At 23.4% G+C, this 26,950-nt stretch carries 18 protein-coding genes and 2 pseudogenes; 13 read left to right on the plus strand and 7 right to left on the minus strand.

Going from position 1 to position 26,950, the window contains the following annotated elements:
* Positions 1-66 precede the first annotated feature (66 nt).
* Positions 67-1,335: a serine hydroxymethyltransferase gene (gene glyA, locus U0T63_01345; protein XBC39478.1), complete on the plus strand. Its 1,269-nt coding sequence runs from the start codon at positions 67-69 to the stop codon at positions 1,333-1,335.
* 1,216 nt (positions 1,336-2,551) lie between these two features.
* On the opposite strand, the gene bioB is transcribed toward glyA, so the two are convergent.
* Positions 2,552-3,583, minus strand: a complete 1,032-nt coding sequence (gene bioB / locus U0T63_01350; GenBank protein XBC39002.1) for a biotin synthase BioB — start codon at positions 3,581-3,583, stop codon at positions 2,552-2,554.
* Between the two features lie 726 nt (positions 3,584-4,309).
* Complete coding sequence (locus U0T63_01355) at positions 4,310-5,308, minus strand: beta-propeller fold lactonase family protein (GenBank protein ID XBC39003.1); 999 nt, start codon at positions 5,306-5,308, stop codon at positions 4,310-4,312.
* 1,166 nt (positions 5,309-6,474) lie between these two features.
* Here U0T63_01355 and U0T63_01360 point away from each other — a divergent pair.
* The 4 genes and pseudogenes from U0T63_01360 (at position 6,475) to gap (ending at position 10,971) form a co-directional block, all read left to right on the plus strand.
* Positions 6,475-7,674 carry an FtsX-like permease family protein gene (locus U0T63_01360; GenBank protein ID XBC39004.1) on the plus strand — a complete coding sequence of 400 codons (1,200 nt, stop codon included), beginning with the start codon at positions 6,475-6,477 and terminating at the stop codon, positions 7,672-7,674.
* A pseudogene (locus U0T63_01365) lies at positions 7,667-8,355 on the plus strand (ABC transporter ATP-binding protein). The gene U0T63_01360 and the pseudogene U0T63_01365 overlap by 8 nt, the downstream one beginning before the upstream one ends.
* 14 nt (positions 8,356-8,369) lie before the next feature.
* On the plus strand, positions 8,370-9,614 hold the full coding sequence (locus U0T63_01370) for an FtsX-like permease family protein (GenBank protein ID XBC39005.1): 1,245 nt from the start codon (positions 8,370-8,372) through the stop codon (positions 9,612-9,614).
* A gap of 361 nt (positions 9,615-9,975) precedes the next feature.
* Positions 9,976-10,971 (plus strand): type I glyceraldehyde-3-phosphate dehydrogenase, encoded by a 996-nt coding sequence (gene gap, locus U0T63_01375; GenBank protein XBC39488.1) that lies wholly within the window; start codon positions 9,976-9,978, stop codon positions 10,969-10,971.
* Positions 10,972-11,117: 146 nt separating this feature from the next.
* Here the strand turns inward: gap and fldA are convergent, their stop codons facing one another.
* Positions 11,118-11,645: a flavodoxin FldA gene (gene fldA, locus U0T63_01380; protein ID XBC39006.1), complete on the minus strand. Its 528-nt coding sequence runs from the start codon at positions 11,643-11,645 to the stop codon at positions 11,118-11,120.
* 297 nt (positions 11,646-11,942) lie between these two features.
* Here fldA and U0T63_01385 point away from each other — a divergent pair.
* The 5 genes and pseudogenes from U0T63_01385 (at position 11,943) to sucB (ending at position 18,305) form a co-directional block, all read left to right on the plus strand.
* A pseudogene (locus U0T63_01385) lies at positions 11,943-12,363 on the plus strand (deoxyribodipyrimidine photo-lyase).
* A gap of 462 nt (positions 12,364-12,825) precedes the next feature.
* Complete coding sequence (locus U0T63_01390) at positions 12,826-13,374, plus strand: FAD-binding domain-containing protein (GenBank protein ID XBC39489.1); 549 nt, start codon at positions 12,826-12,828, stop codon at positions 13,372-13,374.
* 17 nt (positions 13,375-13,391) lie between these two features.
* Positions 13,392-14,135, plus strand: a complete 744-nt coding sequence (locus U0T63_01395) for a Nif3-like dinuclear metal center hexameric protein (protein XBC39007.1) — start codon at positions 13,392-13,394, stop codon at positions 14,133-14,135.
* Positions 14,136-14,328: 193 nt separating this feature from the next.
* The gene (locus U0T63_01400; GenBank protein XBC39008.1) at positions 14,329-17,082 is read left to right on the plus strand and encodes a 2-oxoglutarate dehydrogenase E1 component; all 2,754 of its coding nucleotides are present in this window, start codon (positions 14,329-14,331) and stop codon (positions 17,080-17,082) included.
* 14 nt (positions 17,083-17,096) lie between these two features.
* Entirely contained in the window at positions 17,097-18,305 is a 1,209-nt protein-coding gene (gene sucB / locus U0T63_01405; GenBank protein XBC39009.1) for a dihydrolipoyllysine-residue succinyltransferase, read from the plus strand.
* 73 nt (positions 18,306-18,378) lie between these two features.
* Here the strand turns inward: sucB and U0T63_01410 are convergent, their stop codons facing one another.
* On the minus strand, positions 18,379-18,864 hold the full coding sequence (locus tag U0T63_01410) for an OmpA family protein (GenBank protein ID XBC39010.1): 486 nt from the start codon (positions 18,862-18,864) through the stop codon (positions 18,379-18,381).
* A 791-nt stretch (positions 18,865-19,655) separates the two neighbouring features.
* Between U0T63_01410 and gpmA the strand changes: the two genes are divergently transcribed.
* From gpmA to U0T63_01425, 3 genes are all read left to right on the plus strand, one after another.
* Complete coding sequence (gpmA, locus tag U0T63_01415; GenBank protein ID XBC39011.1) at positions 19,656-20,351, plus strand: 2,3-diphosphoglycerate-dependent phosphoglycerate mutase; 696 nt, start codon at positions 19,656-19,658, stop codon at positions 20,349-20,351.
* A 153-nt stretch (positions 20,352-20,504) separates the two neighbouring features.
* Positions 20,505-21,467 carry a 6-phosphofructokinase gene (gene pfkA, locus U0T63_01420; GenBank protein XBC39012.1) on the plus strand — a complete coding sequence of 321 codons (963 nt, stop codon included), beginning with the start codon at positions 20,505-20,507 and terminating at the stop codon, positions 21,465-21,467.
* Positions 21,468-21,566: 99 nt separating this feature from the next.
* Positions 21,567-22,364, plus strand: coding sequence for an aquaporin (locus U0T63_01425; protein XBC39013.1), 798 nt, complete (start codon positions 21,567-21,569; stop codon positions 22,362-22,364).
* A 17-nt stretch (positions 22,365-22,381) separates the two neighbouring features.
* On the opposite strand, the gene tpiA is transcribed toward U0T63_01425, so the two are convergent.
* From tpiA to aroA, 3 genes are all read right to left on the minus strand, one after another.
* Positions 22,382-23,158 (minus strand): triose-phosphate isomerase, encoded by a 777-nt coding sequence (gene tpiA / locus U0T63_01430; GenBank protein ID XBC39014.1) that lies wholly within the window; start codon positions 23,156-23,158, stop codon positions 22,382-22,384.
* A gap of 189 nt (positions 23,159-23,347) precedes the next feature.
* Entirely contained in the window at positions 23,348-25,024 is a 1,677-nt protein-coding gene (rpsA, locus tag U0T63_01435; GenBank protein ID XBC39015.1) for a 30S ribosomal protein S1, read from the minus strand.
* A 579-nt stretch (positions 25,025-25,603) separates the two neighbouring features.
* Positions 25,604-26,887 carry a 3-phosphoshikimate 1-carboxyvinyltransferase gene (gene aroA, locus U0T63_01440; GenBank protein ID XBC39016.1) on the minus strand — a complete coding sequence of 428 codons (1,284 nt, stop codon included), beginning with the start codon at positions 26,885-26,887 and terminating at the stop codon, positions 25,604-25,606.
* Positions 26,888-26,950 lie beyond the last annotated feature (63 nt).

A 26,950-nucleotide genomic window follows, 5' to 3' on the forward strand; every position in this document is an offset into this window, starting at 1 on the left:
TACTTAAAAAGTCTTTATAAACATATAATTAAAAGTATTAAAATTTTAAATTAGGACAAAAGCTTTATGATTGATACTCAAAGTAATATTAAAAAGTTTGATTTAAATATATGGAAAATTATAAAAAAAGAAGAAAAAAGACAAGAAACGCATATTGAATTAATTGCTTCAGAAAATTATACTAGTGTGTGCGTTATGGAAGCACAAGGTTCTATATTAACCAATAAATATGCAGAAGGATATCCTGGAAAAAGATATTATGGAGGTTGTGACTATGTAGATATGATAGAAAAATTAGCAATTGAACGTGCAAAAATGTTGTTTAATGCAGATTATGCTAATGTTCAACCTCATTCTGGATCACAAGCTAATTTTGCTGTATATAATGCATTACTAAATCCAGGTGATTCCATATTAGGAATGGATCTCTCTCATGGAGGTCATTTAACACATGGTTCTTTAGTGAATTTTTCAGGAAAATTATATAAATCTACTTTTTATGGATTAGATGAGAACGGTAATATTAATTATGAACAAATGGAAAAATTAACTGATATACATAAGCCTAAAATGATTGTTGGAGGATTTTCTTCATATTCTGGAATATGCGATTGGAAAAGAATGAGAGAAATTGCAGATACAGTACATGCATATTTATTTGTTGATATGGCGCATATAGCTGGCTTAGTAGCTACTAATTTATATCCAGATCCATTGAAATATGCGCATGTTGTAACTGCTACTACTCATAAAACTTTATCTGGTCCAAGGGGGGGATTAATATTATCTAGAAATAGTGAAAGTTCTTCTTTGTATAAAAAATTAGATTCTTCGGTCTTTCCATGTTGTCAAGGTGGACCATTAATGCATGTCATTGCAGCTAAAGCAATTGCGTTTAAAGAAGCTATGCATTCTAATTTTAGAAAATATCAAATGCAAGTAATAAAAAATGCTCAAGTCATGGCAAATATTTTTTTAAATAGACAGTACAATATTGTTTCGAAAACAACATTCAATCATTTGTTGTTATTAGATTTATCTGATAAAAATTTAACAGGAAAAGAAGCTGAGACAGTACTTAGTAAGGCTAATATTGTTGTAAATAAAAATAGCATTCCTAATGATCTTAGAGGTCCATTTATCACTTCAGGTATAAGATTAGGTACTCCTGCTATTACTCGACGAGGCTTCAAAGAACAGGAAGTATATAAAATTGCTCATTGGATATGTGATATATTAGATAATATTCGAAACACTAAAAACATTCTAAAAATAAAAGAAAAAGTATTAAAATTGTGTATAAAATTTCCTGTTTATGAATCTTGTAGAGATTAAAATTATATTTACCTGTATTTTATAATATAAACAAATATATTAGGGTACATAAAGATACAATAAATTTTTTTCTAAATTTATTATTATTTACAATAGATTATACTGCTTTTAAAATATAGAGATACTCTAATAATAAAACATTTAATAGATCTTAAAACTTAGTTTTAAAATTTTTGAAATAAAATGTTTTTGTACTTAAATTTGATATTAAAAAAAATGAAATTCATAATTTAATTTTAAAAGTACCTTAGTGTTTAAATTTTATTTAAAGTTAATTTAATTAATAAGATATTTATTGTATATCTTTTAATTTGAAATAATATTCGATTTTTAATGATTTCACTCAACTTATGATGATTTTCAAATAATTAAAAGAAACAATTTTTTATTTTCATTAAAAAAGTTAAATTTATAAAAGATATAAACTCAATACTAATATATTTTACATGTTTATAGCATAAATTTTAATTTTCAATATAAATGTACAAATAAATTTAAAAGAACTAATTTACTTTTTAATAAAATAACTTAATAATGTTGAACGTTATAACGCAATCACATTTATATTTTATTTTAGAAATTTAAAATTATAAATTTATAATATTTTACTACATTGTTATATTAAAATTTCAATTTATTCATATGTTTTAAAGAATTAGTTTAAAAAATACAAATTTTGCATTTTAATTATTAATTCTAAAATAAGTTTTAATAAATAAATGTTTTATAAAAACTATCTATAAAATTATCATTTTAAAATCTAAAGTATTAGTTTGTATCTTAAATAGTATTTAATTTTAAAGTTATGTTTTAGAACATTATAACTTTAATTATTATAAAATTTTTAATTCATATACATTAAATATAAAATTAACATTTCAAAATAAGATCTTATTAAAAACAATACATTTAAAAGATTTTAAATAATTCTTGATCATAATTAATTTATTGAATATATAAATTTATTAAATTTTAAACTTTTTATAAAAATGATCAATATCTTATTTTTAAAATAGTTGTTTTGAAGATGTGAATATATTATATAATTTTGAAACCGTCAAGAAATGAAAGTTATGTAGAATGTAAGTTGAATATTGTCTTAGTAAAAATAATAAAACAGTATTCGAAAAATAACTGTTATACAACTTTATACATTGATTTCTTAGGAATATAAAAATTTTAATAAATTTTTTAAAATATTATACATTTTATGTTCTTATGGTTTTGCTTCATACCAATATTTATTAGTTATAATATGTTTTTGTTCTAAAATTTTATTTAAATTTTTTATATCCTTTGAATAAATATGATTGTTTTTTAAATTTAATCCTAATTTTTTAAAAAGACGAAAATCACTATCTTGAACAGGATTAGCAGTAGTAAGAAGTTTGCATCCACAAAATATAGAATTGGCACCAGCCATAAAACATAATGCTTGAGTTTGTTCATTCATATTTTCTCGACCAGCTGATAAACGTATGTAAGACTTAGGCATCATTATACGAGTTATTGCAATAACTCTTATAAAATCAAATATGTCCACATCTTTATTGTTTTCCATAGGTGTTCCTTTTACTCTTACTAACATATTTATAGGTATACTTTCTGGAACTTTTGATAACTTAGATAATTGTATTAAAAAATTTATTCGATCTTCTATTTTTTCTCCTAATCCTAATATTCCTCCTGAACATACTTTCATACCAGAATTTCTCACTATTCTCAAAGTATTTAATCTCTCTTGATAACTTCGAGTTGTTACAACATTTTTATAAAAACTTTCTGAAGTGTCTAAATTATGGTTGTAGAAATCTAATCCTGCTTCAGCTAATTTTTTTGCTTGGTTTTTATTTATTGTCCCTAAAGTCATGCATGTTTCCATCCCCATTTTTTTTACTTTTTTAATAATTTCTTCTAAATACGGTATATCTCTATCTTTAGGATTTTTCCAAGCTGCTCCCATGCAAAATCGTTCTGATCCCATTTCTTTTGCTTGCTTTGCGAATTTTAATATTTTGTCTATTTTGAGTAATTTTTCTATCTTTATATTTGTTTTATATTTAGAACTTTGAGGACAATATTTACAATCTTCTGGACATAAACCCGTTTTTATTGATAACAGGGTACTTATTTGAATTGTATTAGGTTCAAAATTCTTCCTGTGAATAGTCTGTGCTGAAAATAAAACATCAAATAGTGGTAAATCAAATAATAATTTTACCTTTTTAAAATTCCATTGTTTTCTCATTTGTATTCCAAAAATTATTTTTTATTTAAATATAAGTCTATGACTATAACTGAATTTTTTTAAATGCATTTTTTGGATAAATTTAATAAATAATATATTTAAAATCTTTATTAATTTAAATAATTATTTTTACTTAGTGACTTAATATAATAAAAAATTTTTAAGTTGAATGATGATTTATAAACTACTTAATAAGTTACTATAGTTTAAAAATCTAATTTTATTCATATATACAATTATTTTTTAAATAAATTGTTCTTTAAAACTTTAACAAATTAACTATGTTATGTCATATTAACTAATTATATAATATTATTATATAAACATTTCATAGAATGTCAAAAATTCATTATAATGGAATTAAAAAATTTAAATTATATTTTATATCGAACTAAAATTTATTATTATTTGAATAATAATAAATATAATAATCTAACGTTAAAAATTACAAATAAAATAATTTTCGAATAATTAAATAAGATGTTCGGAAATATTTATGTTAAAGTTTTGTCATCTAAAATCTTACAATCATAAAGCTATTTTGAAATATATTTAATATTAAAAAATTCTTATAATTTTAGAAAAACTGTATTAAGAGGAATTAGTATTTTATCACCTATCTTTATTAAACATCATAAATGTCCTTGTAATGATAATAAAATATTAAAATTTTTAAATAAATAACATTTTTAATGTTGTGTAGAAAATTTTATACTTTTAAATAAGTCATATTGCGTAGATAGAAATCCATACAGGTCTTTCTCCAGTAGGATATCTATTTTTGAATTCTAAAAGTCCAGTTTCATTATCAACACGATAAATACTCATTTTATTTGATTGTTCTCCAACAACAATCAAACATGTTCCATCTATTCCTATTGCAAAAGATCTAGGTTGGGTTTCTGTAGGTATATATTTTATGACTTTTAAATCATTAATATTTATGCTATTTTGTAAAATTATAATATTATTATTATTTCTATCAGACGCATATAAATATTTTTTACATGGAGAAATATGAATATCTGAAGACCATGCATGAAGTGCATTATAACTTTTAGGTATAATACTTATGTTTTTTAATAAAATTATTGTATTCAATGATTCGTCAACATTCGAAACACTTATAGTTCCACTTAATTCATTAATACTAAATAAACGATTAAGATTTTTTTGAAAAAGAATATGTCTGGGTCCAGAATTATTTTTTAATTGTAAAAATGTGTATTTATGTTTTAATAATATTCCTTCTTCGGTAAAATTATATAAATAAATTCGATCTTCTTTAAGAGATGATATAAATAAGTTGGTGTTATTGTTATGCATCAATGATGCATGGCATCCTTTTATTTCACGTATAGTTTGTGTTGAAGACCCAGGAATTCCTAAAGAATCTATAGGAGAAACACTGATACAGTTAAAATGATAAGAACTAGAAAATACATACCGCTCGTTTTTATCAAGTTCAAGATGATTTATATTATGTGTCATACTAGTTTTCGTGACATAAGTTAGAGTCCCATCTATTTCAATTTTATATGAATAAATATAAAATTTAGGACGTACCCCTACGTACAAACATTTTTTATTATTTAAAATAACAATAGATTGAGGTTCACTATCTAATTTTACAATTTGAATTAAGTTTAAAGATAAATCATTATTTAAACTCCACACTTCAATTTGATGACTATTTGCACTAGAAATATAAACTATTTGGTTCATTTGTTTACTTACTCCCAATGTAAAATTATAAAATATATTGTTTTTACAAATTTTAAAATTATTAACATAAGAAATATTAATGTTTTATACAAAATGAATGAAACTTTTTTAAAATGTTCTAAATATTTTAAATATAAATATATATAGTATTTAACATAAATAAAAAATTATGAAAACAATTATTTAAAATAATAAATATTTTAAAATAAACATGCGTTGAATAGAGTTATTTTGAACAAACAATTACATATTTAAATAGTACTTATATATTTTAGTTCTACAACAATCATCCAGAGTTTTATAAAGTATATAAAGCGTGCTCAAAAAATTTTAATTTAAAACATGATTCATTAAATCTTTTTTTAAATAAATAACATATAATATATTTTATTTATAATATTTAGTGAATAGAGTTTTAAAATACTATTAAGAGAATTAGATATTGTATTCAATTTATAATAGTTTATATGTATAACAAAGGTTTTGTGAAAATAGCACTAGAATATTAATTCTTATTAACGATATATTTCAATTTGTTGTCATAATTAGAATAATTTTAGGTAATAAAATTAAAAATGTAATATATTTGTATAAGAATTTTATTTAATACCTTAATAGGTATAAATCAAATATAATTATATTATTTTCAATTAAATTATTTCGTTTTATTATGTTTTAAATACAAATTTTAAGATTTTTGAATAAGAGTTATGTTTTAATTCAAGAGCATTGATAATAACCATTATTTTAATATAAATAAGATATTTCTATTAAACATAATCAGATTAAAATATGTGTAAATTTTATGATATGTTACTTCTATGGTTTAATATATATGTTAAATTATAATATTTTAAATAATTTTAAATTAATTTACAGCGTCATTTATTTTAATTTTAAAAGATATTAAAAATTAAATTGTACTTAAAACGATATTTCAATGCTAAATAATTAGTGTAACATACTTTTTTTGATTTAAAATATGTAAATAACGTGGTTAGATGTGTATTTTTATAAAAGTAAAACATATCATTAGTCATCAATATTGAAATAAAAATTTTATACAAAATATTTTTGATAATTTTTTTAAATTTGTTATATTTTCATTTGTAAACAATTTTAACAACATTTATCGTTTGGTAAAAAATTCTAATAGATGTATGCATATGAATTTATTTATTTCTTTTTTTATAAGTTCACGTTATTTTTTTAGTTTATCTAAAAATTTTTTTAATAAATTTACAAGTATATTATCTATTATTATTATGTCGTGTGGAATATCTTCCGTAATCACTGTTTTATCTATCATGAATGGATTTGAAAATGAACTAAAAAACAATATTTTAAAGTTTATACCTCATATTTTCATTAACAATACCAATGGTAATATAAAAATAGTGGATATAAAAAAAAATAATATTCTTTCAAAATATATAGAAGATATCTCTGAAACAATTATCAGTGATGTGATTATTAAAAGTAATTTTGCAATATCTATAGGTTCAGTGTCATCTGAATATATCAAAAAAAATGAATTTAAATCTTATTTAACAAATCAAAATAGTTTTAATTACTTAAAACCAGGCCATTATAACTCAATTATGGGAAGGGAATTAGCAAATCAGTTAGGCATCAAAGTTGGTGATACATTTGAATTAATTACCATGAATTTCATAAAGTTTCCGAAACTTAAAATTATTCCAAATAAACATTTATTTTTATTAACTGATACTTTTTCTACCAATAATAATATTGATAATTATCAAATATTAGTTGATAAAGAAGATTTGTCTAATTTTTTATATTATTCTAGAAATTATATTAAAGGATTTCGTATTTGGTTATACGATCCATTAAACATTGAAAGTTGTTTGAAAGATTTTTATGCACTTAATTTTCAAGTAAACAGTTGGAAAGACAGTCAAAAAGAATTATTAAAAGCTGCAAAAGTAGAAAAATATATGATGACACTGTTGTTTAGTTTGATTGTCTTAGTTTCTATTATTAGTTTAATGGTATCTATTAGTTTATTCATTATAGAAAAAGAAAAAGATATTGCTATTTTTAAAACATTGGGTATATCTAAGTGGAGTATCATGTTAATTTTTGTTTTCCAAGGGTTATTAAGTGGAATATTAAGTATATTATTAGGTATGTTCTTAAGTATATTTACCATGAACAATACTATTGGTATAGTATCTATTATAAAACTTTTTTATTCAAATTTTTTCTTACCTTATTCTGTCGTTTTTATACAAATTGTGTTTGTAAACTGTATATTTATATTGTGTGTTTTATTATCCATTATTTATCCTGCTTGGAAAGCCACTCAATTATGCCCGTCGAAAAGGTTATCTTATGAATGATATGTATTTGTTAAAATGTAACTCTATATGTAAGACTTATTTTGATATGACAAAAAAAAATAATATACTTAAAAATATTTCTCTAAGATTAAAAAAAGGTGACATGATGTCTATCACTGGTGCTTCTGGATCAGGAAAAAGTACTCTTTTACATATTATAGGAGGGCTAGATTTACCTGATTCAGGAAAAATTTTTTTTTAGGACAGGATATACATAAAATTTCTAATACAGCGCAATGTATTTTAAGAAATTTTCATTTAGGTTTTATTTATCAATTTTATCATTTATTATCAGACTTCAATGTTATTGAAAATGTAGCTTTACCATTGTTAATTCAAAAAAAAAGTAAATTAGAAGCCTTTGAAAAAGCTAATAATATTTTAAAAAATTTAAAAATAGAAAAAAAAATTAAGCATTTGCCTTCAGAACTATCAGGAGGAGAACGTCAAAGAGTAGCTATTGCTAGAGCATTAGTTACAAAACCTAGCTTAATTATAGCTGATGAATTAACTGGAAATTTGGATAAAAAAAATTCTAAGTATGTTTTAGATTTATTGTTTAAATTTAATTATAAATATCAAATTACTTTTTTAATAGTTACACACGATACTTACTTATTTAGAAATATACCACTAAAAATGGAATTAAAATTTGGACAACTATATAAAATAAATACTTAAAAGGAAGTTACAAGGTGATTTATTTGTCTTTTTTAATATCTCAAAAGCTTAATAGTCAATGCAAAAAAAATAGTATTATTTCTGTAGTAACAATGATTTCTAAAGTTGGTATATTTTTAGGAACATGTGTATTAATTATTAGTTTTAGTGCTTTAAATGGATTCCAATTTGAATTAAACAATAGAATTTTGTCAGTATTACCACATGGTGAAATTTTATCTATAAATCAACCATTTAAAGATTGGATTAAAATAAAAAATTTATTAAACTTATATACTGATGTTATATCTGTAACATCATATGTAAGTACTACAGCGTTTATTGATCATGTAAATGGAATAAAAGGCATTCAATTAAGAGGATTAGATTTTAATGACACTTTTGAATCTAAAAAATTACAAAAATTTATAAATATAAACGTTTTGAAAAAAATGAAAAAAAATGAAAATCAAATAATTCTTGGAGAAAATATTTCGAAATCTTTATCTATAAAAAAAGGAGATTGGATAAATATTATTATTTGCAATAATTATAATCCTTCAGTTTTAAAATTTAAATATGTTACTTTTAAAGTAATAAACATTTTTAAAATAAATAAAAATATAGATAATACGTTAGCATTAGTTTCTATTTCAAAATTACAAAAATATCTTAATATGCAATCTATTATTTCAGGATTAGAAATATTTATAAAAAATCCATTTAATGGAACTGAAGTATTTCAAAAAATTCAGAAAAATTTACCGAATAACTTTATAATTAAAAATTGGATAACTGAATATAATTATATATATAGCGATCTTAAACTAGTAAAAATCATAGTTTATTTAACAATGACGTTAATTATTATTATTTCATGTTTTAGTATATCATCGATTAATTTTATAGAAATATCAAAAAAAATAAATAATATTGCTATACTTAAAACTTTAGGAATAAGTAATAACTTAATTATAATTTCACTTTTAATACATGGTATTAAATCTATATTAAAAACTGGATGTTTTTCTCTACTAATAAATATAATGTTATTATTAAATTTTAAATATTTTATATATTACATCGAAATTTTTTTAGGTCATAAGATATTATCTAGTACTGTATATTATATTGATTTTATTCCTATCTCAATTTCTTATTTAGATGTTATTTCAATATTTTTTATACTATTTTGTATAGGATTTGTGACTAGTTATTTTCCAGCTTACTATGTTAGTAAAATCAAACCTGCAAAAATTTTAAAAAATATTAAAATATAATTAAATAAAAACGTTTTTTAAAATACTTTTACAGTTTAAAAAATTATTAAGGTAAATAATGCAGGTAGTTAATAGAAGATTAAAAAATGTACGTTATAAAAAACATAAACGAAAAATTCATCAACGTTTTCGGAATAATATTTTTGAACGAGAAATTAAAAATATTTTTTAATATATAATTTTTTTTAATAATTTACATCTGTTTACGTAAACATGCATTATCATAAATTATTTTAAAAAAAATAAAAGTATTTTACTTTAAAATTATTTAAAAACTTAAATTTTATTGGATGAAAATAAAATTAGAATTGTCTTAAATGATTTTAAAGTTCTTAATTCTATAACAATAATTGGCAAAAAAATGACTATTAAAGTAGGTATAAATGGATTTGGAAGAATAGGAAGAATGGTATTTAGACTAGCTCAATCGCGACCTAATATTGAAATATTGGCTATAAATGATTTTATTGACGCAAAATACATGGAATATATGTTGAAATATGATTCTATACATGGACATTTTTGTGGAACAATACAAGTAAAAAACAATGTTCTTATTGTGAATGACAAATATATTCATATAACTAATGAAAAAAATCCTAATAATTTATTATGGGGAGATTTAAATATTGATGTTGTAGTAGAATCCACTGGAACTTTTTTAACTTCTAAAGATGCTTATAAACATTTACAATCTGGGGCTAAAAAAGTAGTAATTACAGGACCATCTCAAGATGACACTCCTATGTTTGTTAGAGGAGCTAATTTTTGTAAGTATTCTGGTCAAAAAATAGTTTCTAATGCATCTTGTACTACTAATTGTCTAGCTCCTATAGCAAAAATTATCAATGATAAGTTTGGTATTATAGAAGGTTTAATGACTACAGTGCATGCTACCACAGCCACTCAAAAAACTGTTGATAGTGCTTCATACAAAGATTGGAGAGGAGGTAGAAGCGCACTTCAAAATATCATTCCATCTACTACGGGAGCAGCTCAAGCTGTAGGTAAAATTTTACCTGAACTTGATGGAAAATTAACGGGAATAGCTTTTAGAATTCCTACAGCTAATGTTTCTGTAGTAGATTTAACTATTCGTCAAAAGAAATCTGCTACATATCTAGAGATTTGTCAAGAAATACAACACGCTTCTATTAGTAATATGAAAAACATAATTGGTTATACAGAAGATAAAGTAGTTTCAACAGATTTTAATGGAAGCGAACTCACTTCTATTTTTGATGCTACAGCAGGATTATCTTTAAATAAAAATTTTTCAAAATTAATAGCTTGGTATGACAACGAAACCGGGTATTCTAGCAAAGTTCTTGATTTAGTAGAATTAATATGTCAGTAATTTTATAGGACTTCATTTAGTTTATATAAATTTCATATTGACATTATATTTTTTATAATGTCATATGAAATTTACAAAATTTTAAATATCTCTAAATGATTTTTATAAGTTTTAATACATTAATATATCATGTATAAATTAAAAAATTAATATAATATTTTTTTGTTTTGAAGCTCTCGTTTTAATTGTTGAACCCATGTATTTACTCTTTTCTTACTTTTTTCTGGTTGTCTATCCTCATCAATTATTAATCCTAAAAATTGCTGATTATCATATAATGCTTTAGAATTTTCGAAGCAATAACCCTGAATAGGCCATTTTCCAACAAAGTGTATGTGTGACGTTTTTATCATATTAAATAATATTCCAATTCCATCACAAAAATACTCAGAGTAGTCTTCTTGATCTCCACACCCAAAAAAAGCAACAGTTTTTTTTGAAAAATCTGTTTTTTTTAAAATTGAAGAAAAGTCATCCCAATCACATTGAAGTTCTCCATAATACCAAGTAGATGTTCCTAAAAGAATAACGCTATATCTTTCTATATCTTCTCTTTTTGAATCAGCAATGTCGTGAACGTTAGAAATATGTTTACCAAATTCGCTTTGAATATACTTTGCTATTTTCTCTGTATTTCCTGTGTCACTTCCGAAAAAAATTCCTATATCTTTCACTATGTTTTATCCTCTTTTGTATAAAATTTACATTTTTAAAATTTTTTAAATAAACATACAATATTAAAACATTTGAAGATATTTAAAAAATAGGACATAAAATGTATAAAAAAATAAAATCTTATATACTATAAAATAGTTTATTTTATATTAGTAATAAAAATATTATTTTGCTAATATAACAATTACAGTTATGCAATTAATTATTTATAATTTTATTAAATACAAATACGTGAAAATTAATATATTTATAAATTGCATTTTAAAGCATATAAATAATATTTTAAATTAAATAAAATGACTATCAATCTTGTATGGTTTCGAAATGATTTACGTATACGTGATAATTTAGCATTATATTATGCTTGTAAACACAATAAAAATACAGTATTTGGCTTATTCATTTCTGTTCCGAAACAATGGAAACTAAATACAATGTCTCCGAAAAGAGCATTCTTTATATATAAAAATCTTGTTTTTCTTAGAAAACAACTAATGCGATTAAACATTTTTTTATACTATTACGAATCTACTACTTTTTCTAATTCAATTGAGTATCTTGTTAAATTTTGTAAAAAAAAAAGTAGAAAACTTATATTATAATTACGAATATGGATTTTTTGAAAAAAAACGAGATGATTTGATAGAAAAGAAATTAAAAATTCATAAAATATCATCATATGGATTTCATAGTTCTACATTAATAAATCCAGGAAGCATTAAGAATAAACATAATACAATGTATGTACGATATAGTAGTTTCCAAGAAAAATGTATAATAACATTATTAAAAAAAAATTTTAAGTCTCTAACTATATTTAAAAGAAAAAAAATTTTTAAAAATACGTTCTGTTCTCACATTCCGTTATTTAAATGTTCTTTAGAAAACTTTAATGAACAACTTTTTCCAATAGGAGAATTAAAAGCAATTAAAAAACTTAAAATATTTTTAAAAAAAAAATTAAAGTATTATAACATTAATCGTAATTATCTTTCATTAAATAGTACTAGTATGCTTTCCGTTTACTTTTCTACTGGAATATTATCTCCTATTCGTTGTCTCTTAATCATACATAGATATTATTCTAACACAGAGTATGAGCAATTAATTAAAAATTGTCGTTGGATCCATGAGTTAATTTGGCGTGAATTTTTTAAGCATTTGCTATATTTTTATCCTATGTTAAGTTATAAAAAAGTGTTATGTAATTGGGAGAAAAACATAAAATGGAATAATAATAAAAAAAATTTAAATGCATGGAAAAAAGGAAAAACAGGATTTCCAATTATAGATTCTGGAATGAGGCAATTAAATAAAATAGGATGGATGCACAATCGTTTAAGAATGATTACTGCTAGTTTCTTAGTTAAAAACTTATTAATAGATTGGAGAGAAGGAGAAAAATATTTCATGTCGAAATTAATAGATGGTGACATGGCATTAAATAACGGCGGATGGCAATGGATTTCCTCAACAGGATATAATCATATGCCATATTTTCGAGTATTTAATCCTATATTACAATCTAAAGAATTTGATAAAAAAGGAAAATTTATTAAAAAACATATTCCTGAATTAAAAAAAACTTCTTTAATTAATATTCATAATCCAGATTTATGGAATAAAAATGACAAAAAAAAAATCAATTATCCTCATACAATAATTAATCTTAAAAGTTCAAAAAAGATAGCATTAAAAATTTTTAAATTAGCACGATATAAATCATAATTTAGTTAAAGTTTAACATGAAAAATATTATATTAGAAAAAATTATAAATAATAAATTGAATTCTATGTCATATAAAGATTACATTCATAATGGTTTACAAATAGAAGGTATTAAAGAAATAAAAAAGATTATAACTGGAGTAACAGCATGCCAAGAATTATTAAATATTGCTGTACAAAAAAATGCTCAAGCTATAATAGTGCATCATGGATATTTTTGGAATAATAGTGAAAGAACTATTAAAGGTATACATAGAAATAGAATAAAAACTATACTTGAAAATAATATTAATTTATATTGCTGGCATTTACCTTTAGACTATCATCCTGAATTGGGAAATAATGCTCAAATAGCAAAAATATTAAATATTAAAATAAAAGGATATGTGGCCCCATTAGTTCCGTGGGGTATTTTGAAAAAGAAAGTTACTGCGAACGAAATAATTAAAATAATTACACGAAAATTTAATAGAATTCCTTTTCATTATCAAAATAATGCAAAAGAATTAATTTATAAAGTTGCATGGTGTAGCGGAAAGGGACAGTCTTTTATAAATTTAGTTTCTCAATTTGGAGTTGACGCATTTTTTACAGGTGAAGTATCAGAAGAGACGATACATGTTGCTAAAGAGAAAAACTTTCATTTTTTTTCAATTGGTCATCATGCTAGTGAGTGTGGTGGAATAATTGCTTTAACTAATTGGATAAAGACCAAAATTAATTTAGATATTACTTTTTTTGATATTTATAATCCAATTTAGTTCTTCTAAAAGCAATTTCATAAAATTTAATGCATTTTATCTTACATTGAGATGTGTGACATAACATTTATTTGTTTTTAATTCTTTACAGAAACAATAATTTTATACATAAATTGTATTTTATCTATGATATAAAGCAAATGTTACAATCGAATGTTATTTTTAAAAGATAATGTTTATACTAAGGAAAATTATGAAAGAAAATGAATTTAAAAATGAATTCCAACATTTATTTTTAACAAATTCTAATTTATATTATTTAGATAACATGTATAAAAACTTTTTAAATAATCCTACTTCTATAGAGAGATCTTGGCATTCTTTTTTTTTAGAATTCCTTAATAATTCGAATTTAAAAATAAAATCACATACACATAACAATAAAATCTTTCAAATTCAAAACGATACTTCGTATATAGCATGTATTATTATAAATTATTTTCGTGAAAATGGACATAAGTTTTCAAACCTGGATCCATTGAGCTTAAACAAAAAAGTATTTTTTCCAGATTTAAATCACTTTTTGGAACAGAACAATGTTGATATTATTAAAAAAGAATTTTTAATGCAGTTATCCAAATTTTCTTTTAATACAACTACTTTAGAAAACTTATATTCCGCTTTATATAAAGTGTATTGTAATAATATAGGATATGAATACATGCATATCGATTGTAAAGATGAAAAAATTTGGATACAAAATTATATAGAACGAGATTATAGAAAGCATGTCTTTACCAAGACGGAAAAAAAAAATTTGTTAACAAGCTTAGTTTCTGCAGAAATATTAGAAAAATACTTTGCAGTTAAATTTCCAGGTACAAAAAGATTTTCTTTAGAAGGATCAGAATCGTTGATACCTATGTTACTAGAAATAATTAATTATATTTATAAGTTCAATATTAATAAAATTATTTTAGGAATGGCTCATAGAGGAAGATTAAATGTATTAACTAATATTTTAAAAAAGCCTGTCAAAGATATATTCCATGAATTTGATAATACAAATAATACAAAAAATTCTACTAATGGAGATGTAAAATATCATATGGGTTATAAAAATGATATATTTACTAAATATGGATGTATCAATATAGATTTAAAATTTAACCCATCACATTTAGAGATTATTAATCCTGTGGTAGTAGGTTCAGTTAGATCATATCAAGATGATACTAAGAAAAAGAATATCTTATCTTTGATATTACATGGAGATGCATCTATTTCTGGACAGGGAGTAGTACAAGAAACATTAAATATGTCTCAAGTAGAAGGCTATAAAGTTGATGGTAGTTTACACATCGTATTAAATAATCAAATTGGGTTTACTACTTCTAATTTAAAAGATTTAAGAAGTAGTAGATATTGTACTGATATCGCTAAAATAGTATCATCCCCTATATTTCATGTAAATGCAGACGATCCAGAATCAACTTTATTTGCAATACGTTTAGCTCTAGATTACAAAAATCGTTTTAAAAAAGATGTATTTGTAGATTTTGTATGTTATAGACGACATGGACATAATGAAGTAGACGATCCATCAATAACACAACCTATAATGTATGCTAAAATTAAACACCATCCTACTGTATGTAATATTTATAATAAAAAGTTAATAAGCAAAAATATTGTTAATAAAAGTTACTTAAGTATTAGTATAAAAAAATACAAAAAAGAACTAGATAAACAATATTTAAAATTTATGGAAGAAAAAACAATATGGAATAGAAATACTAATTTTCATAAAGTCTATTTCCCTACACTTTATACAGAAAACAATAAAAATATTTCAATAGAATTTTTAAAAAGCTTGATTAAAAAAATTAGTACTATTCCTACTAACATTTCTGTACATGATAGAGTTTTAAAGATATATAACGAAAGACTACAAATAGTTGATAATAACAAAAATTTAGATTGGGGTACATCAGAGACGTTAGCATATGCTTCTTTATTAAATCAAGGTATTTCTTGTAGACTTACAGGAGAAGATGTAGGAAGAGGTACTTTTTCTCATAGACATGTTACTATTTATGATCAAAATAACGGTTCCATATATGTTCCTTTACAGCATATAGGTTCCCATCAGGGAAATTTTTATGTTTGGAATTCTGTATTATCAGAAGAAGCAGCATTAGCTTTCGAATATGGATATTCTATTGCTCAAAATAATACATTAACTATTTGGGAAGCTCAGTTCGGAGATTTTTCAAATGGAGCACAAATTGTTATTGACCAATTTATTTGTTCTAGTGAACAAAAATGGGGAATTACATGTAACTTAATTATGCTATTACCTCATGGATATGAAGGACAAGGACCAGAACATTCTTCATCTAGATTAGAAAGATATCTACAACTTTCTGCTGAAAATAACATACAAATTTGTATACCTACAACTTCTTCACAAATATATCATTTATTTAGAAGGCAAGCTTTGAATGTTTATAAAAAACCTTTAATTATTATGACACCTAAATTCTTATTACGTTATTCTCCATCTTTTTCATCTTTACAAGAATTTTCAAACAACTCTTTTCAAGAAGTGATTGATGAAAACGACCAAATACATTTTTCAAAAATAAAACGAATAATTTTATGCTCTGGGAAAGTATACTATGATCTTCTACAACAAAGACGTTTCAATCAACAAACTAATGTAGTTATTATAAGAATAGAACAGCTATATCCATTTCCAAATAATGTTTTATCAAAAATATTGAAATTATATTCATATGTTAATGATGTTGTTTGGTGTCAAGAAGAGCCTTTTAATCAAGGTGCATGGTTATATGTTCAACATCATTTAATAAAAGTTCTATCTAAAACATGTTCTTTAAATTACATTGGGCGTTTAGAATCTTCATCCACAGCTACTGGATATTTCAATGTTCATAAAAAGCAACAAAAAAAATTAATTTATGATGCTTTAAATATAAATTAAATAAAGAGACAATAATGAATACAATTAATATTCTTGTTCCTAACCTTCCTGAATCAGTTACTGAAGCTACAATCGCAACTTGGCATAAAAAACCTGGCGATCGTATAAAGGAAGGTGATATTTTAGTAGATATTGAAACTGATAAAGTAGTTTTAGAAATTCCATCTCTTTTTAATGGAAAATTGCAAAATATTATTTCAAAAAAAGGAGAAAAGATTATTGCAGGACAAGTTATAGGAATATTAATTCGATCAAAGGATATTCATGTTCCTCCTATTCCGAAATATACGAAACAGGAAAGTTCTAAGATAGATAGAAAATTAATGTCTTCTCATAAAGAGCGAATTAGTCCATCAGCGAGAAGACTAATATCTAAGCATAATTTACAAAAACCTTTTGTTCAAAATACTGGAAATAAGAGTTGTATTACTCGTGAAGATATAATTAAACATGTAAATAATAATATTAAGAATAATACACATACTTTTGAAAATAAAACAAATCCAAATGAAGTACATTATAATCATAATATTAAACGTATTAAAATGAATGCATTAAGGAAAAAAATTTCTGAAAGATTATTAGAAGCAAAAAACAATTCAGCTTCATTAACTACATTTAATGAAGTTAATATGGAACCTATTTTAAAGATAAGAAAAAGATATGGAGAATTATTTAAAAAAAAATATGATGTTAAATTAGGATTAATGTCCTTCTGTGTAAAAGCAGTTGTAGAAGCACTGAAGAATTTTCCTAATATTAACGCTTCAATTGATCAAGATGAAATTATTTATTACAAATATTTCAACATTAATATTGCCATTTCTACTCCAAGAGGATTAGTAGCTCCTGTTTTAAAAAACGTAGATTCCATGAGTATGTCAGATATTGAAAAAAATATTCAAAATTTAGCTATAAAGGGAAGAAACTCTAAACTAACTATAGAAGATTTAAATGGAGGAAATTTTACTATTACGAATGGAGGAATATTTGGATCTTTATTCTCTACTCCAATAATCAATCCACCCCAATCAGGAATTTTAGGAATGCACACTATTAAAGAACGACCAATAGTTGTCAATGGAAATATAAAAGTGCTTCCTATGATGTATTTAGCTTTAACATATGATCATCGTCTAATTGATGGAAAAGAATCAGTAGGGTTTTTGTTAAGAATAAAAGAATTATTAGAAGATTTTAATCGTATTATTTTAAGTATATAACATAATGCGATAAAACTTAAAAATTAAAATTTGGTGCTATGATAAATCTTAGCACCAATGTTTAATATCTCTATTAATATACTATAACTGCACGTCTATTTTTTACATAAGAATCTTCTTTATCTCCATTCTCTATTGGTCTACCTGAACCATAAGATATTATAGAAATCTTTCCAGAAGGTATTCCTCTGCTTTCTAAATACGTTTTTACTGCATTAGCACGACGTTTTCCTAATTCTATATTGTATTTGTCCGAACCTCTCTTATCTGTATGACCTTCAATAATCACGTTTATATCAGGGTGACTATATAAAAAATCAACAGTATCATTTAATATTTTAGAAAACCTTGCATTAATACTAAATTTATTTAAATCAAAATAAACAACACTATTTTGCTTCAATGTATCTAATTGATCGTTTGTATTAATATCTTGATAAGAATTCATAGATTTATTACTTTTATCAGGAGCAATTTTATTTTTTTGAAAACTACACGAAAACATCATTACTGTTGGTAATATAAAAGTTATAATTTTAAAAACATCATTTAATTTCATTCAAAATTCCCATGTTTTAATATGTCTATTACTATAATGTTCTATATTTTAATAATTTTAAAATTAATGCATTTAAAATACTCAAAATATATTTAATACTAATATTAATTGAAATTTTAAATCGTGTACGAAGGTATTAAAATAACAGTAGAAATATTAACATATATTTGAGTATATAACGGAATTGTAATAAATAATCTTTTAAATAGCTTATAAATTATGTTGTATATTTCTATATATAATATAAACTTTATTATAAACTATACTGTGTGAAATACTAACATATAAATATTTAAATATAGTGTAAATTTATTTGTGTTATTCATAATATTTTAGTTTTTTTAAAAATTGCTTTTTAAAAAATATAGATTAAAAACTTTTTTTAAAAATAATAAATATTTGACATAGATTAATTATCTTTATAAATCACAAAAATGATATATTAAACAATAAATATACGAATATTTTCAATTTTATGATTTTAACTTTCAAATATTAATTTAAAATTAAATTAATATTTAATAACATTAAACATTAACATAATTTAAATTATATAAAAATAATGTATTCAAAAATTATCGAATTTTTTGTAAAATTAATATTTTTTATGAAATAATTAACTAACTATGTAGTATGTATACACTATAATTCTTTAATATACAAACAACTTTTATATACAGATTTAAAAATTTATAACAATATAAATTGTATTTTTTGTTATAAATGATTTAAATTACACAGTATTACTAATAAATAAATCTTTATTAATATGATTATAAGGTTATATCATTATGGAAATACATAAATTGATTTTAATGCGTCATGGTGAAAGTAAATGGAATCAATTAAACAGATTTACAGGATGGAAAGATATAGATTTATCGGAAAGAGGTGTCATTGAAGCAATAACATGTGCTAAGTTATTAAAATCACATGGTTTTAATTTTAATTACGCATATACTTCTATCTTAAAACGATCTATTCACACTCTTTGGAACATAATAAAATATTTAAATTGTTCATGGATTCCGGTAAAAAAATCTTGGCATTTAAACGAACGGCATTATGGTGCTTTGCAAGGACTAAACAAAGACGATGTAATTAAAAAACATGGTGATGCTCAAGTACAACAATGGAGAAGAGGATTTAATATTTCTCCTCCAGAGACAGACGTTTCTGAAAGAAAAATGTTGTCATTAGATCCTAAATATTCTAGCATGCACTTTAATGATATTCCATTATCAGAAAGTTTAAAAGCTACTTCTAAAAGAGTAATTCCCTTTTGGAAAAAAGCTATTCTTCCAAACCTAAAAAAGAAAAAAAAAATTATTATAACAGCACACGGGAATTCTCTTCGAGCATTAATCAAATATTTAGACAATATGAGTGATGAAGACATTATGAATTTAAATATTATAACAGGAGCTCCTATAGTATATGAATTTAATTGTCGATTTGAACCTGTTAGATATTATTGCTTAAAATAACATACACATAACTAATTTAGTAAACTGATATATTTTATTATCTTAATTAAAATTTTATTTCATAAATGTCCTTATATTACAATATTTCTAATTTTTTATGCTAATTTAAATATTATATGTACATATAAATTTAAAAATATTTTAGAGAATAACATGATTAAAAAAATTGGTGTGCTGACTAGCGGGGGAGATTCTCCGGGAATGAATGCAGCTATTCGAGGTGTAGTCAGAACTGCATTAAGAAAAAATTTAGAAGTCATTGGAATATATGATGGATATCGTGGACTATATGAAAATAGAATAACTACTTTAGATCGGTTTAGTGTTTCTGATATGATTAATAGAGGAGGAACTTTTCTGGGATCTACTCGTTTTCCTGATTTTTCAAAAAAACAAATAAGATTAGTTGCTATTAAAAATTTAAAAAAACATAAAATAGATGTTTTAGTAGTAATCGGAGGAGGAGGTTCATATATAGGAGCTAAAAAATTAACAGAAATGGGAATTCCATGCATTAGTATACCAGGAACTATTGACAACGACGTAGCAGGAACAGATTATACAATAGGATATTGTACAGCATTAGAAACAGTAGTAGAAGCAATTGACAGGTTAAGAGATACATCATCTTCTCATCAAAGAATTTCTATAGTAGAAGTGATGGGTCGAAATTGTGGAGATTTAACATTAGCTGCAGCTATAGCTGGTGGATGTGAATTTATAGTTTTACCTGAAATCAAATATATACAAGAAGAGTTAATTAAAGAAATCAAAATTGGAATAAAAAAAGGAAAAAAACATGCTATAGTAGCTATTACAGAATGTATTTGTGACGTTGAAAGATTAGCTAAATATATCCAAAATGAAACTAAAAGAGAAACTCGAGCAACAATTTTAGGACATATACAAAGAGGTGGAGCTCCTAAAGCATTTGATCGAATATTAGCATCTAGAATGGGTGAGTATTCTGTAGAATTATTATTACAAGGATATCAAGGAAGATGTGTTGGAATTAGAAATGACAAAATGGTAAATCACGATATTACCGATGCATTAAAAAATATGAAAAGACCTTTTAAATTAGATTGGTTAATCACTGCAAAAAAACTATACTAACGATAAAATTAAATACGTTATTATGTAAGTTAATATTTTGATATTTTATTTTTTTAAATATTAGCTATATATTTAATCCTATACCAAAGGAATTTTAAAATGAGTAGTAATGTAGATAAAAAAAATATATTACTAATAGAATGTATTTCTGAATTTCTTGGTACAGGATTAATAGTTTTTCTTAATTCTAGTTATATTGCTTCATTACAATTAATTAATAAATTTAATAATTGTTCATGGAAGTTTAGTTTTATACTCGGATTAAGTACGTGCACTTCAATATATTTCAGCTCACTGATATCGAAATCGCATTTAAATCCGATTGTTACTTTTTCGTTTTTCTTATTATCTAATTTTAAAAAAAGTAAAATGCTTCCGTATATTATATCTCAAATATCCGGTTCTTTTGTTTTTTCGTTTATAGTTTATATATTGTATTATAATTCATTAGTAAAGTTTAATAAACATAATGATATTTTGAAAAATGGTCCAGATAATTTAAATATAGCTTCCATTTTTTCTTTTTTTCCTAATAAAGATATAAATATAGAAAAAATTTTCATAATAGAAGTTATTATTACTTTTATATTTATATTAGTTATTTTTATTCTAAATGATAAAAAATTTTTTTGTACTTATAACAGTCTCATTTCTCCTATATTGATAGGTACATTAATTTTTATCTTTAATATTGTAATTTCTCCATTTTCTTCTTTCACTTTAAACCCTGCACATGATCTCGGATCTCAATTATTTATTTATTTATTAGGATTAAAAGATATAGCATTTTTAAACGAATTAAGAAGTATAACTAATTTTTGTATACTTATATTTGGAATGATTATAGGTTCTATTATATCTGTTTATTTTTATAAATTTATAAGGTTTAAAAATTAATTTTGCATTTAATAAATTTAGCGTAGTTTTTCGTTCTCCATTGATACTATAGACAATATCTTTAAAAAACGACTTAAAAATAACGATGCAGATCCGACTAAAACTCCATTAATACTAGAAATCTGGCATATTTCTCTGACATTGTTCTCATCTACAGAACCTCCATATTGAACAGACAATGATTTTTCGTCTATATTCTGTCTTTTCAAAACATAATTTTTTATGAGATCACATGTATTTTTGATATAATTAAGAGATGGAATTCGTCCTGATCCAATAGCCCAAATAGGTTCATAAGCGATAATTGAATTATTAAAAGCTTTTTTACCTAACAAATCTATTATCGGATTTATTTGACTTTGACATATTTTTTCAATTTTTAAAAGATTAGAGTCATTTTCAGATTCTCCAATACATAATATTGGAGTTAATCCAAATTTTTTAACTATTTTAAATTTTTTTGCAATTAAATCATTACTTTCTCGATGATATAATCTTCTTTCAGAATGCCCTATAATAACATATTGTACATGGATGTCATTTAGCATGTTAATTGATGTTTCTCCAGTAAAAGCACCGTAAGAATGTATATCAACGTCTTGTGCTCCAATTATAACATTTTTATTCATGACAATATTAAGTGCTGGATATAAATATATAAATGGAAGAGCAATAATCAGTTTTAGATGTAATTCATTTAAATTAACAAAGTTAGCTATGGGTTTCAATAAATTATGGAGTAATGTCATACTTCCATTTAATTTCCAATTAGCTATAATAATTTTTTCTTGCATTATTAAATCTCACTTAAAATGATGACTAAGTTACTAATTGGAAATTTAAAAAATAACTTAGAATTAAATTTTCAAATTTATAATATAAAACGTACGTTTCAAACAATTTGAAATTATTATTCAAATTTACAGAATGAGATCGATATTATTTATGAATTTTAAAAACTATAATATATAATTTTATCACATTTATGTTTTAGCTGCTTTAAATGCTTCTGTCATAGCATTAGAAAAATTTTGATCTTTTTTATTTTGATCATGATGTTTTGATATTTCTGTATTTTTCAAAAGTTCAGATAATATAACAGACAAATAAATTGTTCTATTTTTTCTATCTATATTGTTTAATTTTGCATTTACTTTGGTTCCAATTATGAAACTTGATAAGATTGTTTTATGATTAGAATGTGTAGCAGAAATATCCGAAATTTTAACATATCCCTCAATAAATTCGGACAATCGAATAGTAATGACGTCATTTCCAATTTTTTTAACAATTCCAGAAACTATATTTCCTTTTTTATAGTTAGAAATATATTTGTTAAACGGATCTTCTTCTAATTGTTTAATCCCCAAAGAAATGCGTTCTCTTTCAAAATCTACTTGAAGTACTTTAGCTGAAATTTCATCACCTTTTTTATATTTTTTAACTGCTTCATCTCCCGGCATTATCCAAGAAATGTCAGATAAATGTACTAATCCATCAATACCACCGTCAAGTCCGATAAAAATACCGAAATCAGTAATAGATTTTATCTTTCCCTTTACGATATTTCCTTTATTATTTATTTTTGAAAATTCTTTCCATGGATTAACTTTGCATTGCTTTATCCCTAATGAAATACGTCTTTTTTCTTCATCAATATCTAATACTACAACTTCAATATTAGCGTTAATACTTACTACTTTAGATGGATGAATGTTTTTATTAGTCCAATCCATTTCTGAAACATGAACTAAGCCCTCTATTCCTTCTTCAATTTCTACAAAACATCCATAGTCAGTCAAGTTAGTTACTCTTCCAATCAATTTAAATCCTTCAGGATATTTTTTTGAAATATCTCTCCATGGATCATCTCCTAACTGTTTTAATCCTAATGAAACTCTTATTTTTTCTCGATCAAATTTTAGTATTTTTACTTGTATTTCATCACCTATATTAACAATTTCATTTGGATGTTTTACTCTTTTCCATGCCATGTCAGTAATATGAAGTAATCCGTCCACTCCACCTAAATCTACAAATGCTCCATAATCGGTAAGATTTTTTACTGTTCCTTTTAATTCCATTCCTTCTTGCAAATTTTTAAGCAGTAAATTACGTTCTATACTGTACTCTGATTCTATTACTGCTCGACGAGATACAACTACATTATTACGTTTTTGATCTAATTTAATAACTTTAAATTCTAATTCTTTTCCTTCTAAATGTATAGTTTCTCTAATAGGCCGAATATCTACTAAAGAACCTGGTAAGAACGCTCTAATTTCATTAAGTTCTACGGTAAAACCACCTTTTACTTTTCCATTAATTGTACCTATTACTGTTTTGGAATTTTTATAAGATTCTTCTAATAATAACCATGCTTCGTGACGTTTAGCTTTTTCACGTGATAATAGTGTTTCTCCAAATCCATCCTCAATAGCATCTAATGCAACATCTATTTTATCTCCTATTTGTATTTCTATTTTTCCTTTAGAGTTCTTAAATTGTTCTATAGGAATATTTGATTCAGATTTTAATCCAGCATCAACTAATACTGTGTCTTTGTTTATAGAAATAACAACACCTTGAATAATAGATCCAATCTTAATTTCAATTTTTTTTAAAGATTCTTCAAATAATTGGGAAAACGATTCACTCATGTTAATGATCTTAAAGTATAGTTATAAACATCTATTGTTTACATCATGTAAATAGTGTTTTTCATAAGTCCTATAATATTCTTTATTATAGATTTATTTAAATATTTTATGTAAAAATTAGTAATTTTAATTTTAAATTAAGTTTAAAAATAATATAAATATTAAACAATGAACATATTTTAATAATTTTGTTTTAGTAAAATACTTTATATTTTATTTTTAATAATATTCATAAACTAATTAGTAAAGATAAACCTTTATATAGAAGTTTATATTTTAAGGTATCATAAACTTCCAAAATATTTCTAAAAATATAATCTTTAAGTATTTTAACCACAATTAAACATGTTTTAACTTAAAATTTTTATGAATCTTAAATTTATTTAATTCTTATGAATAAAAATTAAATACACGCTCTAAATAAAATATTTAAAATATTATTAATTTTTTAAAAATACTTTATCACTTTAAAGTCAATTTACGTATTAAATGATAACATGATAAATTCATTTATATAATACACAAATATATTTTTATATGTACATAAAATATTAATATATAAAATCTAAAACAAAACGCTTAGAAACTGATAGACTTTAGTATATTGAAATAATTTGGAAATGTTTTATTTACACAATTAGGATTTAACAAAGTGACTCGAGTATTAGATAATGCTATTAAGGAAAAGCACATAGCTATTCTATGATCATTATAGGTATCGATTTTAGCACAATGAAATTTTTTTGGAGGAGAAATATAGATATAATCATTTCCTGATTTTACACTAGCTCCTATTTTTTTTAGTTCTGTAGACATTGCTAATAATCTATCAGTCTCTTTTACCTTCCAATTATAGATATTTCGAATAATAGTATCTCCTTTGGAAAACAAAGCTACTATAGCAATAGTCATTGCAGCATCTGGAATATGATTCATATCTAAATCAATACCATTTAGTACTCCTTTTCTGCAACAAATAAAATTTTTTCCCATAGTAACACATGCACCCATCTTTTTAAGTACTTTTAAAAATTTTACATCACCTTGAATACTATTGGAACCAATTCCTGTAACACATACTGTTCCACCTTTAATTGCTGCTGCAGCTAAAAAATACGATGCAGATGACGCATCTCCTTCAATTAAATAGTTACCTGGAGATTGATATTTTTGACGTCCTTGAATATAAAAACACTTATAAGAGTCATGTATAATGTTTACCTTAAATTTTTTAATCAATTCTAGAGTCATATTAATATAAGGTTTAGAAACTAAATTACCTTTTATTATAATTTTAGAATCTAAAATAGCCAATGGAGATGCAATTAGCAAAGCTGTTAAAAATTGACTAGAAATAGATCCATCAACAATTATTTCTCCCCCTCGAAACCCCCCTTTTATATAAATTGGAAGATAATTGTTTTCTTCAAAGTATTGAATATTTGCACCTCCTTGTCTTAAAGCATCAATTAAATGTTGTATTGGTCTTTGTTTCATCCTAGAATCGCCAGTCAATAATACATTATTATTACCACTTAAAGATAACATTGCTGTTAAAAATCTTACAGCTGTTCCTGCATTTCCTAAAAATAACGAAGTTTTTTGGTTTAAAGATAATGAACTAGATTTACCTTGAATTTCACATACGGTGTTATTTTTTGATAAAGTAAAATTTATTCCAAAAATTTTTAATGCATTTAACATATATTTTGTATCATCACTATATAATAAATTTCGTATATTAGTAACTCCATGAGATATAGAAGATAACAGCAAAATTCTATTAGAGATACTTTTCGAACCTGGTAAATTAACTTTTCCATTGACAAACGAAATTGGATTTAATGTTAAAGTTTTTTTCATGATATATCTCTTTAAAGTAATTATTTAAGGAATTCAAAATATATGATAAAATTTTAACATCAT

Source organism: Buchnera aphidicola (Nurudea shiraii) (assembly GCA_039829955.1).
GTDB lineage: Bacteria > Pseudomonadota > Gammaproteobacteria > Enterobacterales > Enterobacteriaceae > Buchnera_B > Buchnera_B aphidicola_AY.

Excerpts from the sequence above, each read along its gene's own strand:
- glyA (XBC39478.1), top strand. The coding sequence starts at position 67 with ATGATTGATACTCAAAGTAATATTAAAAAGTTTGATTTAAATATATGG.
- bioB (XBC39002.1), bottom strand. The coding sequence starts at position 3,583 with ATGAGAAAACAATGGAATTTTAAAAAGGTAAAATTATTATTTGATTTA.
- U0T63_01355 (XBC39003.1), bottom strand. The coding sequence starts at position 5,308 with ATGAACCAAATAGTTTATATTTCTAGTGCAAATAGTCATCAAATTGAA.
- U0T63_01360 (XBC39004.1), top strand. The coding sequence starts at position 6,475 with ATGAATTTATTTATTTCTTTTTTTATAAGTTCACGTTATTTTTTTAGT.
- gap (XBC39488.1), top strand. The coding sequence starts at position 9,976 with ATGACTATTAAAGTAGGTATAAATGGATTTGGAAGAATAGGAAGAATG.
- U0T63_01390 (XBC39489.1), top strand. The coding sequence starts at position 12,826 with ATGTTAAGTTATAAAAAAGTGTTATGTAATTGGGAGAAAAACATAAAA.
- U0T63_01395 (XBC39007.1), top strand. The coding sequence starts at position 13,392 with ATGAAAAATATTATATTAGAAAAAATTATAAATAATAAATTGAATTCT.
- U0T63_01400 (XBC39008.1), top strand. The coding sequence starts at position 14,329 with ATGAAAGAAAATGAATTTAAAAATGAATTCCAACATTTATTTTTAACA.
- sucB (XBC39009.1), top strand. The coding sequence starts at position 17,097 with ATGAATACAATTAATATTCTTGTTCCTAACCTTCCTGAATCAGTTACT.
- U0T63_01410 (XBC39010.1), bottom strand. The coding sequence starts at position 18,864 with ATGAAATTAAATGATGTTTTTAAAATTATAACTTTTATATTACCAACA.
- gpmA (XBC39011.1), top strand. The coding sequence starts at position 19,656 with ATGGAAATACATAAATTGATTTTAATGCGTCATGGTGAAAGTAAATGG.
- pfkA (XBC39012.1), top strand. The coding sequence starts at position 20,505 with ATGATTAAAAAAATTGGTGTGCTGACTAGCGGGGGAGATTCTCCGGGA.
- U0T63_01425 (XBC39013.1), top strand. The coding sequence starts at position 21,567 with ATGAGTAGTAATGTAGATAAAAAAAATATATTACTAATAGAATGTATT.
- tpiA (XBC39014.1), bottom strand. The coding sequence starts at position 23,158 with ATGCAAGAAAAAATTATTATAGCTAATTGGAAATTAAATGGAAGTATG.
- rpsA (XBC39015.1), bottom strand. The coding sequence starts at position 25,024 with ATGAGTGAATCGTTTTCCCAATTATTTGAAGAATCTTTAAAAAAAATT.
- aroA (XBC39016.1), bottom strand. The coding sequence starts at position 26,887 with ATGAAAAAAACTTTAACATTAAATCCAATTTCGTTTGTCAATGGAAAA.